We start from the raw sequence: 13,258 nt of genomic DNA on the forward strand, positions 1-13,258 counted from the left end.
TTATAAGGCCCTAATTTAGGTGAATCGGTGTGTTGACGTTGATAGTTGGGAATCTCAATCATATTGAGATATTTTTTGACGGTACGACGGCTGAGTCGAAGTTTTTCAGCGATTTTACGCTGAGAAAGCCCCTCTTTATGATAAAGGCGACGTATTTTTAAGATGGTTTCCATGCAAAGCATACCAGGTTATTCCCTGTTTAAATAACAAGGAGTTTATCAAAAGATGCAGTGGATCACTTTTCGATGATCTTACTGCATCAGCCTGGCGCATTTTTGCATGATCATTAACACGTGGAGGGTGTGGATTTTACGTTTATTCGCGATAATAGCGCATACGATCAGATGATGAACGACATCACGACTGATAATAAAGTGACACCAATCAAAGATTATTTGCTCACTATTGTGGCGCGAGAACAAAGAGAAGATTTGTTAGAAATAATTAACGTGCCGGGGCTTGCGGGAACGCTTGCGGGCAAGGTGAATGAGGTGTTAGTGCCGAAAATTAATATTACGGTAAAAAACTAGCATCGCGTGTGGATAGCATCGAGCGCAATGGTTTATCGAAAGCTATTGCGCTACGTATGCACTATCTCCCACACGCCGACAACAGCGAATATAATTTAGCGCGCGCAATATGGTTACATAAACAGTATTTTGAGAATCAGGCAAACGCCGTGGCAAGTGGTATCGCCAAGGTATTTTAAGGGTTAAACAATGGCAGCAATTCAGGGGCTTGAGTACATCATCAGCTTAACCGATCAATTATCCTCACCACTCAAAGGTGTAATGAAAACGATCGATGACTTAGGCAAGCGCGGTGAAGATGCAATGAGACGCATCGGATTAGGTGCTGCGGGCGTTATTGCCGCCGGTGCATCACTTAAGAATGCCCTTGATCCGGCTATTGATTTTTCACGCGCATTAAATGAAGTAAAAGCCACAGGGAGAGAACAAGCGGGATTAGATAAAATCACTGATTTTGCCCTTGATTTTTCCGCCACTTATGGTGGTGCGGCAACGGATGTGGTTAATTCAACCAACGAAATAGCCCGTGCGATTGACGGTTTAACCGACAGCGAATTGATCGCCTTTTCTAAAAGCTCAAATATTCTTGCGAAAGCCACCGGTTCAGATGTAAAAGCCATGGGTTCTTATGTTTCCCAGTTATACGGCATTTTCGGCGACGAGGCGGCAAAAATCGGTAAAGAAAAATGGGTTGAGCAAATTTCCGCACAAGCCACCGTCACCGCAAACAAATTCAAATCATCAGGCGAATCCTTAATGCAGGCTTACACCAATTTAGGATCGTCCGCGAAAGACCACGGGATTAAAACTGCCGAACAATTTGCCATTATTGGTAACTTACAAAACGTATTTGAGGGTGGTTTAGCCGGTACAAAATATGCCGCATTTTTAAACGGTGCAGTAAAAGCACAGAAAAAACTAGGTTTATCTTTCCTTGATTCGAGGGGCAAGATGTTACCGATGATTAATATTTTGGAAAAAATCAAAGGCAAGTACGGAGAGTTAAATTCAGAAAATTTATACGAACTACAAAAAGCCTTTGGAACGAAAGAGGCGGCACAGGTGATTAATAATCTGTTACCTAAGATTGATTCACTCAAAGCCGATATTGCCGAAATAGACAAAATGAAAACCCTTGACGATGCCATGGCTATATCAAAAACCGTGACCGATTCATGGATGCGTTTTCAGGCAATTTTCCAAAATATCAAAATTGCCATCGGAACACAGATTCTTGCCCGCATTGAGCCGTTGATGAATCGCATTGCCGACATGGGGCAAGAATTTACAAATTGGCTACGCACTTACAAAAATATTGCGCGTTGGATTGGCTATGCCGTCGGCGCGTTGATCGGGTTCACAGGTTTAACTGCCGCACTCACATTGATGAGCGGTGTTATTTCCGCAATCGGTATAGCGTTTGCCTTTTTAGCCAGTCCTGTGATGTTGGTTGCGGCGGCAGTGATCGGGTTAGGCATCGTGATTTATAAATTCCGTGCGCAATTTATGGATTTCATCACCGGCTTTGTGGCAGGTTTTAAAATTGCGGGAGTATCTTTTGCGCCGTTATTTTCTGCGTTTTCGATTGTGTGGGGAGCATTACAACGTATCGGCGCAACCATCGGGCGTATTATCGGTTTATTTGGTAGCGCATCAGATTCTGCATATAGTTTCCAGCAATTCGGCATAGATGTAGGTTATGCAGTGGGCGTGGTATTTAATACATTACTTAGTGCAGTTGAATTAGTCGCTCAAGCATTCAGTTTTACCGCCGATTTATTCGCTATTGTCACGAATGTGATTATTGAAGGATGGATGGCCGTCACTACCCTTTGGGACAGTAACAAACCGATTGAAAGCTTTTTAAACATTGCAACAGCATTAGGAAATATTTTTTCAAGAGCATTTAAAAGCATTGTGAATGCGTTTACCGATGTAATTAATGCCATCATCAAAATGGCGAATAATTTGCCGGGCATTAATATACCGCTAATCCCAAAATGGGATGATAGCACATTACCGGAAAAAGGCAGTGCAACCGCCGTGGGCGCATCTATTGGGGCGCAAGCATTGCAAATGCAAAATCAAATTGGCGCATTAAATACAACATCGCCGAAATTTGAATTGAGTGAACGAACCAAACCACAATTCACCAAAATGCCAAGCGGTTCAGTTAGTAAAGCTATTACGCAAAACCAACACACTACGAAAACCATTAATTACGGCGGTGTCACTATTAACAGCAACGATGGCAAGAAAGTGTGGCAAGAAATGCGCAATCGCGAACAATTGGCAGCGGGATGATAAATGGAAAAACTTTACCTTGATTTACTCATTACCGGCGAAGACATCACGTTAGATAGTGGCAATCAGCCATTAATTTGTGATAACCGCATATCTATCGCACAAGACATCAAACACGCCATCTTAGAAAGCGGACTTGCTACGCAATTAATAGCCGAACGATCGCGCATTCTACGCCGCGACATTATTTTGCAAATGGTGCTTTTAGTGGAAGAAGATGTGCGGTTGATCCCCGGCACGGTATCGATTATTGAAGAAAAATTAGGACAATTATTTATCACTGCTGACACTTACGAATTTGGCGCGTTAAATGAACTGGAGTTAAGCCTCAATGAGTGAAAATTTTAAACAAATGTTAGCCGAAAGTGGCTTACCGACGGAAGAAAACCAAATCCGCCAAGAATTTGAACGCTTAACCGCAGAAGAAGGCTTAATCACCAACACGTCGCGGATGAGCCCGTTTTGGCGACTAATCACCGCTATTGCGGTAAAACCGGTTAAATGGCTCACCGATCACTTAATTGCGGAAATTTTACCGAATCTATTTGTAAAAACTGCTAAAGATAGTTGGTTGCAGTTGCAGGCTTGGTCAGTAGGGTTAGATTTTAAACCCGCAACTAAAGCCGAGGGGGTGATTCATTTTACGAAAGAAAGCGAATTGACCGAACTCACTATCAAAGCGGGAACGGTAGTTCAAACCGAACGCATTAATGATGTTATTTTTCGATTAGTCGTTACACAAGATACTGTCATCCCTAAAGGGACATTGCGTGCACCCGTGCCAGTTGTTGCCGAAGAGTCGGGCGCAAATTACAACCTCGCCACCGGATACTACCGCATTTTGCCGGAATCCGTTGCAGGCGTAAGTGCGGTTGAAAATTTAGAAGATTGGCTCACCTCGCCGGGAGCGGATCGGGAAACCAACGACGAATTACGCGAACGTTACCGCACACAGTTTTCTAGCGTGGGGCAACACCACATAGATAGCGTGTACAAGGGCATGATTGCCAAGGTCGCCGCCTTATCTGTGGATAGAATTTATTTTAAACATGATGCGCCACGTGGGCCGGGAACGGCAAACGCCTATTTGTTGTTAGATACAGGCGTAACCAGTCAGCCGTTTATTGATAAAGTCAATCGCCACGTGCGTGACGAAGGCTTTCATGGTCACGGTGACGATTTGCTTTGTTACGCTATGCCGGAAACGCAACATAGATTAACTTGTGCAATTTATTTCCGTCCATCTATTTTTGTGGGAGATGTTCGCCGGCAAGAAATTTTAATCCAAGTAGAAAATATGATCCGTTGTGCGTTTCGCGAAAACAATAATTATAGCGTGACAAAAACCTACCCATTCAGCCGTTTTAGTTGGTCGAAATTGGGTGAGGAAATACACGACAACATCAGCGAAATTGCATCAATCGTATGGGGACAAACCGACATCAAAAGCGAGTTATCTATCCCACGAATCCAACAATTATCGGTGACAGTGCAAAAATGAAAATAAAACTCCCCTTCTGGATGGATAAAGGCGAACTGAACAAAATCGCCGCGCTATTTGGCAAATGGTGGGATTATGTTCTAAGTGCGGTCAAATTTCCCTTCAATATTTTAGATGAAGAACATTGCAGCGAGCGCATTCTAAATTTAATCGCCTATCAACGTGATGTGGAACGATTCGAGGGTGAATCGTTGGAACTCTTCCGCAAGCGCGTGAAATATGCCTTTTTGAATGCCAAAGATGCCGGCAGCAAAGCAGGTTTTATCCGAATCTTTGAGCGATTGGGGATCGGTTATGTGGAAATTGAAGAACGTTTTGACACGGAAAACTGGGATGTCATCAAAATTCGTGTAAGCGATTCCCAGTTAGCCAAGAAAACGGAATTGTTAAATTTAATCATCCGCAAATATGGCCGCACCTGTCGGCGCTACACCTTTGAAGTGATTACCAAAGAAAGCGTGACAATTCACCACGGTGAATTTAATCACGATTATCAAAGCTTTTACGTGAAAGTGAACTGACAATAACAATTAAAAGAGGTTTATTTATGGCAAGTTTAATCACGCCACAATTTGAACGCTACATCGCAGAGCAAACCATTGCAGGCGGCACAGTGCAGTTTGATGAATTTATTTTTGCCAATGTTCCGGGCTTGAATGAAAACAATCTTGCACAACACCTTACCATGCCGACAGCGGCACAAATTGTACACCGCCAAGCGGTATCACAAAGCGGTGTCATCAATGAAAATTCTGTTGTGTATTCTGTGACGATTGGCACGGAAGTGGGCGATTTTGATTTCAATTTTATCGGCTTAATCAACAAATCAAAAAATATGCTTGCTGTTGCCGTACAAACAGAACCGGTGAAGAAAATACGCAACAAAAATACCGTGCAAGGCAATAGCATTACGCGCAACATTCTTTTAGAGTTTACGGGCGCAAAAGCCTTAACCGGCGTAAATGTGAACGCCAAAACGTGGCAAATTGATTTTACTGTGCGTTTGCACGGGCTTGATGAAAAAATCCGTTTAACCAATCGCGATCTTTATGGCCGCGCCGTGTTTTTTGATGAGGGATTTTTAGTCCGGCATAAAACAGGCAATCAATTTACCATTCAACCGGGCATAGCCTATGCAGAAGGGGTGCGCATGGATTTAGGCGCAGTACATAATATCACTGCCAATAACTTGCCATGCTCCATTTATGCCGACGTAGTGCATCACTGCACAGTAACAGGCGCGTATGAAACAGAAATTAAGTATCTCACCACTCCCAGAGATGATTATGTAGATACGGCAAACCGTCAGCACTATGTGCAAATCCTTGCAGATATTGATAGACAAGGCAACGTAACTGATCGTCGCTTGCTTTCGCCGTTTCTGGGAATCAATCCGCTTGAACTAAGTGACACTACCGAAAATACAAAAGAGCAACGCGGACATGCGCATAAATTACCTATTGCGAGTACTGCGAAACGCGGGATTGTGAAATTATTTTCCGGCTTTGATTCCGATTCGGAAGATATGGCATTTACAGCTAAAGGGGCGAAAGGGTTAAAGGCTCTGATTGATGCCTTGCGAAGCTATGTCACAACATCGTTTATCTTAAACAGCAAAAAATCCAACGCGGTTAATAGTGCGTCATCTGATACGGTGGCGACAAGTTTAGCAGCTAAAACGGCTTATGATAAAGCCGTGTCCGCAGATAATAACGCAAATAGACGTGCATTTGGACTTGCGTTATCAAACGAGGATTTAAACAGTGTTACAGCCTCCGGCATTTACGGACAATCTTTAAATTCCAACTCAACATCAGCTCGACATTATCCAATAGAACAAGCCGGGAAGCTGATAGTGACTGGAAGCTCCGGCTTTGGCGCACAGCAGCTTTATATCAGTTATCACGATAATCACATTTATGCGCGAGGGAAAAATCAAAATGGTTGGAGTGACTGGAAACGCATTGACGGCTTAAACGGAGTGTCAAAATCGGGCGATACGATGACCGGAAATCTGGTCATTGATACGGATGATTCGTTGCTTAAAGGTAAAAGAAGCGGGGTGAATAAATATGCTGTCGGGCTACGAAATAGTACAAGTAACGATGTTGTCGTGCTCAATTATACTGATAATACCTCGATCGAATTGCTTGCGAATTCGGTTTACTCAAATAAAACGCTTGTCGCGCCGGGAATGATTCTGGAGGATTCTGATTGGACGGGATTAAATATAAAAAATTTATCGGGTCGCTACGTCAGATTTGAAGGCAATCCTCATTCCGCAACTAACATGCTGACTATTATGTATAGGGAAGCAAACGGAACAAATATTAATACGGTTTCTTTGCGGAAGAAAGGCGGTACGCTGGCATTACTTGAAGATTTTACCTATCAAAAAATTGGTAATTTCGAAGTTAGACGCTATCCAGACGGAACGATGATTCAGACTTATTTCGCTGAATTCAATGATATTTTAGGCGCTAACTCCGGACTGGGCGGTTCTGGGCAAAAACAATTAACTTGGGCTGCGGCTTTTGTTGGTAAACCCATAGTGTTTGGCAACATCACCACATCTCTAGAGGAGAATCATAATGCAGGAGTAAATATACTTACTAAATCAACAAACACTACATTATATTGGTATAACTATGAGAGTGGTAGCGCTAATCAGAGGTTGTGCCGCTTGCAATTTTTGGCAATCGGGAGATGGAGATAATGGCAATTTATTTTAAAGACGGATTTTTTAATGATGATTTTGGCGGGTTTGTGCCGGAAGGCGCGATAGAAATCAGCGAAGAAAAATATATTGAGTTGCTTGAGGGGCAAGAGCAAGGAAAACAAATCATCAGTGATAAACAAGGAACCCCAGTACTGCTTGAGCCACAACCCAGTCCGGCTCACGAATTAAAAGATGGTGAGTGGATTATTTCAAAAACCAAAATAACCGCACTTACCACCCAACGCAAAACAACCCTTTTACAACGCATTGCGGACAAAACCGATCAATTTAAAATGCAATATCTGCAAGGGTATTCTCAAGCCGAGATTGACAGTTTTTACCGTCAAGAACGTGAAGCGAGAAATGAATTGCCGGAAATGATTTTAACTGAAATCTTCAAGGGTCGTGACGACTTAAAAAACATTGAAGAGTTGAAACAAAAAGTCATCGAAAAAGCGGATTTGTTCGCCATTGTGATGGGTAAACTTTTTGCAATTAAGCAAAATTTTGAAACCCATATCGAACAAGCGCAAACGTTAGAAGAACTAGACCAAATTGAACAGGAGATTGAGCAATGGCAAAAACTGTAAAACACAAGTTAAAAAATTGGGGTTATAACGTCATTATCGCGATTGACCAATTATTTAACGCACTCACGGGCGGTGGTGCGGATGAAACATTTTCAAGCCGTTGTTATCGTGGTGCAATGTTAACTGAAAACCCTAAAAAGCGGTGGCGTTTTTGGTATAAATTCGTCAATGGCTTGTTCCGAGATCCGAATCATTGCAAGACCGCCTATGAAAGCGAGGTGAAACGGCGACAATATCCGGCTGATTTTCAGGCGATTGAGGGATAATGCAATGTGGCAAAAACAACAATTAAAACTCGCCCCACAGTCAAGAATAGTATTAGAAAATGCACAAAAGGGGATTATATCCCCTTTTTCGCTATCTGTGACCGGCACAAAGTTAGGCGTGCATAATTGGTCGCACGGGATCAAAGAAAAATCAAACCATTATTTATCGCCCGAAAATGCGGTAAAAGCACTGGCGGCAAAATTAGTGGATTATGCCGATCCGAATCGCCCTAAAGGTGTGCAAGATGTTGTCGCCATCATGGTGACAAATAACAACATTGAACAGTTTATTGCCGATTTAGCAAATGTGCGCGAGCTTTTGCCCGAGCCAACATTTAAACAAGCACTTGACTATGCAAAATCAAGCAAAGACTTACAAACTACAAAAATGGTAAAAACGCCGACTATGGCAAGCCCTTCATTTTCTAATAGTACGGATATTACACCGGGTTCAGCCCGTACTATGCAAAGTATTCTGCGCAATGCAACCGCCACCGCAGTTGCGGCACAAACCAAAGACCCGATGGCAGCTATTGAAGCATTAAAGGCGGCAAAGAAAGAGCGTGATAAACAAAACAATGAGAAAGTGGCAAAAATGCTAACAACATCAACGAATGTGTATGCGTTTTCTGTTTCGGATTATCTTGAAGTCGCAGAAACAAAAATCAAATTGAATGTGCCGACATCGGGCAATGTGTTCACCGCGTGCGTGATGTTTGTCGGTGCAGATTTAACTAATATCAAAGGAATGTTGCAAAATGACTAGAATCCCTTTTGTTGCCCAAGAGCGCACCACATCACGACTAGCACCAATGGGAACAACAAAACGCAACCCAAGCGTACAACTTGCGCTAAACGGCACACCGATTTACTTACACAATATTATGATAAGTGTGTCAGTTAAACGCGAAGAAAAAGACATGAGCGGACAAAAATCAAGCACGAAGAAATCCGATAAAGGTGTAAAAGCCAAGGAATTAAACGTACTGGGTTTTATTCCATACTCACGCAAAGAATGGCTCACACAATTATTTAATCTTGCCGAATCCGAAGACGGCAAGGGTGAGCAAAGCAAATACCGCGTATCTTGCACCGCCGCAGAGGCGGTAAATATGCGCGAAGTTCAATTCAGCGGCGAAGTATCAGCAACCGAACAAAGCGGACAGTTGGGTTGGTCGGTATCCTTTACATTGCGCGAGGTCAATTCCGTTGCCGAGAAAAAAGACCAACGCAAGAAAAAACCAAAAGCAAAGACACAGGGAGAGAAAGCACCAGTTGCGAAAAGTGCGGTCGAAAATCAAGGTAAATCTTCCGAGGTAAAAGAAAAAACATCGGGAACAGAAAAAGATACAAGTTTATCAGGAAGAATTAATCAAGGTGATTGGGGCGGAGCTTGGGAAGCCGCAAAAAAAGGAGATTGGAGCAGACACAATGAAAATAATTAAAACCTTTCTTCTTGATGGCGAGGAATTAGAACTTGCCGACGAGCAAATCATCCTTGAACTAAACAACACCGGACGAGGATTCGTAACGGTTCGCACCGAAAAAGACTGTATCGGCAAAAGTGCGGTCTTTGAGATGGGAGAATATGATCATTATTACAAATGGTTCGATGGTATTGTGGAGCGCGAACAAGGTGCAGAAAACGGCTATAAAAAATTGTTCATTCGTGAAAAAGTATCGGTTTTTGAAAAGACATTGAATTGCTCCCATCGTCATATCACACTGCGCGACTTATGCACGTGGATTACACAGAAAACTAAAATCCCGGTGAAAGTACCACAAGCGGATTATGCTGATACGCCAATTTCGTTATTTACCCATAACGGAAGCGGTTATCAGCTTTTAGCCAATATCGGGCGACAATATCAAATTCCGGATTATATGTGGCAACAATCGCCCGATGGTTCGTTATTTATCGGTTCACACCAAGATTCACGTTGGGTGGGCAAGAATATTGAGTTTGACGAAGGGATGACACTGACAAGCGGCAGTAACGATATGACAATTCCTATTACTGCCGCCATTCGCCCCGGCGCCATCATCAACGGCAATAAAATTCAGAAAGTGGAATTGCACGGAGATGATTATGTGTTGTCATGGGAAAACTTAGACAAAAACGGCAAGCCGGAACAGAAAAGCCCCGAACGCCGTCAAATGGAAAAAACGTTCCCCGAATTGGCGGGTGGTTATCACTTGCCGAAATATGCCAAAGTAGTCGGTATTGCAGATCCTTCAAGTGGTGGTGATATTTCTGATCCGTTCCGCCCGAAATACGCCGTTGAGTTGCAGTTATTGGACGAAAACGGAAATGAAGATAAATCCGTGCCGGTTTATCCCGCTGTGCCGTTGCCGGTAACAAGTACAGGCTCACAAGGTGGTGATTTTGCCTTTCCGGAAGTTGGCACGATGGTTGAAGTCGGTTTTGCTTATGGGCGTAGCGATCAACCTTTTGTGCGAACTATGTTGGCACAAGGCAAAACCGTGCCGAGTGTTGCACCGGGTGAACAACTTAAGCAACAACGGCCCGAAGTGTATGAGCGCACTGACGCAGCAGGCAATAAGATTCGCGAAACGGATCAGAAGATTACCGATAAATCTTATGAACGCCATATCGAAACAGACAGCGAAGTAAAACAAATCGGCACTTCAACAAAAACCGTCGATGCAGACAGTACCCAAACCATCGGCGGAAATAAAACCGTTAGTGTGTTGGGTAGTATCAACGACACCACGGCAAGCAATCGCACCCAAGGAACAGGCGGAACGCTACAAGAAAAGATTATAGGATTGGCACTACGCGTTTCAGATGAAAAAAATAAAATTGTCGCACCGATTAGTTATATGGGATCAGAGGGGCAAAACATTTTTAGATTGTTAGAAGATACAATTCAACTATTGGGAGAAGTAGCAAGTACATTAGCGACACACACTCATGGCGGTTCACCACAGCCAAACCAAGCAAGCACATTTAATCAACAAGCAAACAAGGCACAAGCAATAAAAGACAAACTAACACCGATTATTGAGTAACGCCGACATTTCACATCAAACCAAAGCCGCACAATGTTGCGGCTTTTTGTTATCTCGACGAAATTCATTTCGTCGACATCTATCACGAAAAATCTAACTCATTGTTTATTAAAGAAATTAGCATAGTAAAACATATCAAACCAATCTCACGGAATTTTTCCGCGTAAAACCTTAAGTCACGGAAAATCCACTTCCTCCCCCGCCGAATTTACGTTAAAAATTTGCGTTTTTTCAGTTAAATTTCAGGCAATAAAATTAGATAACTATTTGAAGTAAAAGGGATCATTTCATACAAAGAAGAGTGATCTTAACTGTAAAAATTACAGACTTTTACAGTATTTTTCACTTAAAAGGGATCATTGAAAACAGATAAATATCAATAAGGTATTAATTTATAAAAGATTTTTAGATTTTCCGTGATGATGAACAGACAAAATTCATTTCAGTTTAACCGACTGGCGGTTATCGCCACTGACAGAAACAGAAAGGAAGTTAAAAGAAAATTGACGCGGAATTCTTACCGCCACTTTGTCGCCACTTGGATAATATTGGTGGGTCGTGAAGGATTCGAACCTTCGACCAACGGATTAAAAGTCCGCTGCTCTACCGACTGAGCTAACGACCCAAGTGTAGGGTTTTAAAGGAGTTTTTTATAAAACTAAGGTTTTATTAAATGGTGCCCGAAGCCAGACTTGAACTGGCACGCCTCGAAAGGCGAGGGATTTTAAATCCCTTGTGTCTACCGATTCCACCACTCGGGCAAACTAACTTATAGCGTATTATGGAGGCGTGTCCCGGAGTCGAACCGAGCTACATGGATTTGCAATCCAGTGCATAACCGCTTTGCTAACACGCCAGTAATTGGAGCGGGAAACGAGGCTCGAACTCGCGACCCCGACCTTGGCAAGGTCGTGCTCTACCAACTGAGCTATTCCCGCATTCGCTGTTAGTGGTGCGCATTTTACGGAAATTTTAAACACTGTCAATCATAGATATTAAAAAAAATCTTAACCGTCTAAAAAAACTGCATTTCGTTTAAATTATTTACAATAAATGATGAAAAAATGAAATTTATGGTTATCTCTTAATTTCTTCTTTTATCACTTTAGGCTTTATGCCAAAATGTTTTCATTCTTTTTTTAATAAAAAAAGTGCGGTCACTTTTTAAATTATTTTTGAGGATATTATGACAACACAACAATATGCAATTGATACCCTACTCGCTCAAGCAGGTAATCGTAGCGATGAACGCACCGGTGCGGTTTCTACGCCAATTTTTCTTTCTACTGCATACGGGCATCATGGTATTGGTGAGAGTACGGGATTTGATTATACCCGCACAAAAAATCCAACCCGCTCAGTATTAGAAAACACGATCGCCCAATTAGAACATGGAGATCAGGGCTTTGCATTTTCATCCGGTATGGCGGCAATCCAAGTACTAATGACTCTTTTTACCGCCCCTGACGAATGGGTTGTTTCCAGCGATGTTTACGGTGGAACTTACCGTCTTTTAGATTTTTCCTACAAAAACAACAATAGTGTAAAACCCGTTTATGTTAATACAGCATCTGTCACAGAAATTGAAGCAGCCATTACACCGAATACCAAAGCGATTTTCATCGAGACACCATCCAATCCGCTAATGGAAGAATGCGATGTGGCAGAGATCGCAAAACTCGCCAAAAAACATCAATTAATGTTAATTGTCGATAATACCTTCTTGACGCCTGTTCTTTCCCGTCCACTTGATTTAGGAGCTGATATTGTTATCCATAGCGGTACTAAATATATTGCAGGTCATAATGACGTCCTTGTAGGTCTGATTGTGGCGAAAGGTCAGAAACTTTGTGAGCGTATTGCTTATATTCAAAATGGCGCAGGTGCAGTACTTTCGCCCTTTGATTCTTGGCTGACTATCCGAGGAATGAAAACGCTTTCTTTACGAATGACACGCCATCAAGAAAATGCTCAAGCTATTGCTGAATTTTTAAAATCCCAACCACAGGTTGATTCTGTTCTTTATCCAAACAAAGGAGGAATGCTTTCTTTTCGTTTGAAAGATGAAAATTGGATCAATACTTTCTTGAAATCAATCAAGCTCATCACCTTTGCGGAAAGCCTTGGCGGCACAGAAAGTTTTATCACTTATCCGGCAACTCAAACCCACATGGATATTCCGGAAACAGAACGTGTAGCTCGGGGAATCACTAATACATTGCTACGTTTTTCTGTGGGCATCGAAAATGTGGAAGATATCAAAGCAGATTTACTTCAGGCATTTTCTCATTTGAAATAATCCTCTCGGGGGTAAG

General features: G+C 42.4%; 14 protein-coding genes and 4 tRNA genes. 13 read left to right on the plus strand and 5 right to left on the minus strand.

All coding sequences use genetic code 11. The features are described from left to right. Positions 1–182 (minus strand): HTH domain-containing protein (locus A3GE_RS11320; RefSeq protein ID WP_018357006.1); only part of this gene is annotated, 182 nt, incomplete at its 3' end. 120 nt (positions 183–302) lie between these two features. On the opposite strand from A3GE_RS11320, the gene A3GE_RS0109400 reads away from it, so the two are divergent. From A3GE_RS0109400 to A3GE_RS0109450, 12 genes are read left to right on the plus strand one after another with little or no spacing between them, the layout of a single operon-like run. Next, a complete protein-coding gene (locus tag A3GE_RS0109400; RefSeq protein ID WP_235181350.1) occupies positions 303–530 on the plus strand; it encodes a putative phage tail assembly chaperone in 228 nt (75 codons plus the stop codon). Between the two features lie 8 nt (positions 531–538). Next, positions 539–709 carry a DUF6890 family protein gene (locus A3GE_RS12130; protein ID WP_018357008.1) on the plus strand — a complete coding sequence of 57 codons (171 nt, stop codon included), beginning with the start codon at positions 539–541 and terminating at the stop codon, positions 707–709. A 10-nt stretch (positions 710–719) separates the two neighbouring features. Then, on the plus strand, positions 720–2,834 hold the full coding sequence (locus A3GE_RS0109405) for a phage tail tape measure protein (protein WP_018357009.1): 2,115 nt from the start codon (positions 720–722) through the stop codon (positions 2,832–2,834). Positions 2,835–2,837: 3 nt separating this feature from the next. Next, positions 2,838–3,173 carry a DUF2590 family protein gene (locus A3GE_RS0109410; RefSeq protein WP_018357010.1) on the plus strand — a complete coding sequence of 112 codons (336 nt, stop codon included), beginning with the start codon at positions 2,838–2,840 and terminating at the stop codon, positions 3,171–3,173. After that, complete coding sequence (locus A3GE_RS0109415) at positions 3,166–4,335, plus strand: baseplate J/gp47 family protein (RefSeq protein ID WP_018357011.1); 1,170 nt, start codon at positions 3,166–3,168, stop codon at positions 4,333–4,335. Before A3GE_RS0109410 ends, A3GE_RS0109415 begins: the two co-directional genes overlap by 8 nt. Further along, positions 4,332–4,856, plus strand: a complete 525-nt coding sequence (locus tag A3GE_RS0109420) for a phage tail protein (RefSeq protein WP_018357012.1) — start codon at positions 4,332–4,334, stop codon at positions 4,854–4,856. Before A3GE_RS0109415 ends, A3GE_RS0109420 begins: the two co-directional genes overlap by 4 nt. 26 nt (positions 4,857–4,882) lie before the next feature. Next, positions 4,883–7,051, plus strand: a complete 2,169-nt coding sequence (locus A3GE_RS12245; RefSeq protein WP_018357013.1) for a phage tail-collar fiber domain-containing protein — start codon at positions 4,883–4,885, stop codon at positions 7,049–7,051. Further along, on the plus strand, positions 7,042–7,644 hold the full coding sequence (locus A3GE_RS0109430) for a hypothetical protein (RefSeq protein WP_018357014.1): 603 nt from the start codon (positions 7,042–7,044) through the stop codon (positions 7,642–7,644). The genes A3GE_RS12245 and A3GE_RS0109430 overlap by 10 nt, the downstream gene beginning before the upstream one ends. After that, entirely contained in the window at positions 7,629–7,910 is a 282-nt protein-coding gene (locus A3GE_RS0109435; protein ID WP_018357015.1) for a hypothetical protein, read from the plus strand. Before A3GE_RS0109430 ends, A3GE_RS0109435 begins: the two co-directional genes overlap by 16 nt. 4 nt (positions 7,911–7,914) lie before the next feature. After that, complete coding sequence (locus A3GE_RS0109440; protein ID WP_018357016.1) at positions 7,915–8,676, plus strand: hypothetical protein; 762 nt, start codon at positions 7,915–7,917, stop codon at positions 8,674–8,676. Positions 8,677–8,722: 46 nt separating this feature from the next. Next, complete coding sequence (locus A3GE_RS11330) at positions 8,723–9,355, plus strand: baseplate complex protein (RefSeq protein ID WP_045414447.1); 633 nt, start codon at positions 8,723–8,725, stop codon at positions 9,353–9,355. Next, positions 9,342–10,943, plus strand: coding sequence for a type VI secretion system Vgr family protein (locus tag A3GE_RS0109450; RefSeq protein WP_018357018.1), 1,602 nt, complete (start codon positions 9,342–9,344; stop codon positions 10,941–10,943). The genes A3GE_RS11330 and A3GE_RS0109450 overlap by 14 nt, the downstream gene beginning before the upstream one ends. Before the next feature lie 549 nt (positions 10,944–11,492). Here A3GE_RS0109450 and A3GE_RS0109455 read toward each other — a convergent pair. From A3GE_RS0109455 to A3GE_RS0109470, 4 genes are all read right to left on the minus strand, one after another. Further along, positions 11,493–11,568 (minus strand) — tRNA-Lys (locus tag A3GE_RS0109455). A gap of 49 nt (positions 11,569–11,617) precedes the next feature. Then, positions 11,618–11,704: transfer RNA gene (locus tag A3GE_RS0109460), tRNA-Leu, on the minus strand. Between the two features lie 21 nt (positions 11,705–11,725). Next, a tRNA-Cys gene (locus A3GE_RS0109465) sits at positions 11,726–11,799 on the minus strand. A gap of 6 nt (positions 11,800–11,805) precedes the next feature. Beyond that, positions 11,806–11,881 (minus strand) — tRNA-Gly (locus A3GE_RS0109470). A gap of 248 nt (positions 11,882–12,129) precedes the next feature. Between A3GE_RS0109470 and A3GE_RS0109475 the strand changes: the two genes are divergently transcribed. After that, positions 12,130–13,242 carry a methionine biosynthesis PLP-dependent protein gene (locus tag A3GE_RS0109475; protein ID WP_018357019.1) on the plus strand — a complete coding sequence of 371 codons (1,113 nt, stop codon included), beginning with the start codon at positions 12,130–12,132 and terminating at the stop codon, positions 13,240–13,242. The last annotated feature ends 16 nt before the right edge of the window (positions 13,243–13,258 follow it).

Source organism: Rodentibacter pneumotropicus DSM 21403, assembly GCF_000379905.1.
In the GTDB taxonomy this organism is placed as follows: domain Bacteria; phylum Pseudomonadota; class Gammaproteobacteria; order Enterobacterales; family Pasteurellaceae; genus Rodentibacter; species Rodentibacter pneumotropicus.

Coding starts and splice junctions, on each gene's coding strand:
- A3GE_RS0109435 (WP_018357015.1), top strand. CDS start 7,629: ATGGCAAAAACTGTAAAACACAAGTTAAAAAATTGGGGTTATAACGTC.
- A3GE_RS12245 (WP_018357013.1), top strand. CDS start 4,883: ATGGCAAGTTTAATCACGCCACAATTTGAACGCTACATCGCAGAGCAA.
- A3GE_RS11330 (WP_045414447.1), top strand. CDS start 8,723: ATGGGAACAACAAAACGCAACCCAAGCGTACAACTTGCGCTAAACGGC.
- A3GE_RS0109450 (WP_018357018.1), top strand. CDS start 9,342: ATGAAAATAATTAAAACCTTTCTTCTTGATGGCGAGGAATTAGAACTT.
- A3GE_RS0109410 (WP_018357010.1), top strand. CDS start 2,838: ATGGAAAAACTTTACCTTGATTTACTCATTACCGGCGAAGACATCACG.
- A3GE_RS0109415 (WP_018357011.1), top strand. CDS start 3,166: ATGAGTGAAAATTTTAAACAAATGTTAGCCGAAAGTGGCTTACCGACG.
- A3GE_RS0109420 (WP_018357012.1), top strand. CDS start 4,332: ATGAAAATAAAACTCCCCTTCTGGATGGATAAAGGCGAACTGAACAAA.
- A3GE_RS0109475 (WP_018357019.1), top strand. CDS start 12,130: ATGACAACACAACAATATGCAATTGATACCCTACTCGCTCAAGCAGGT.
- A3GE_RS0109440 (WP_018357016.1), top strand. CDS start 7,915: ATGTGGCAAAAACAACAATTAAAACTCGCCCCACAGTCAAGAATAGTA.
- A3GE_RS0109430 (WP_018357014.1), top strand. CDS start 7,042: ATGGAGATAATGGCAATTTATTTTAAAGACGGATTTTTTAATGATGAT.
- A3GE_RS0109405 (WP_018357009.1), top strand. CDS start 720: ATGGCAGCAATTCAGGGGCTTGAGTACATCATCAGCTTAACCGATCAA.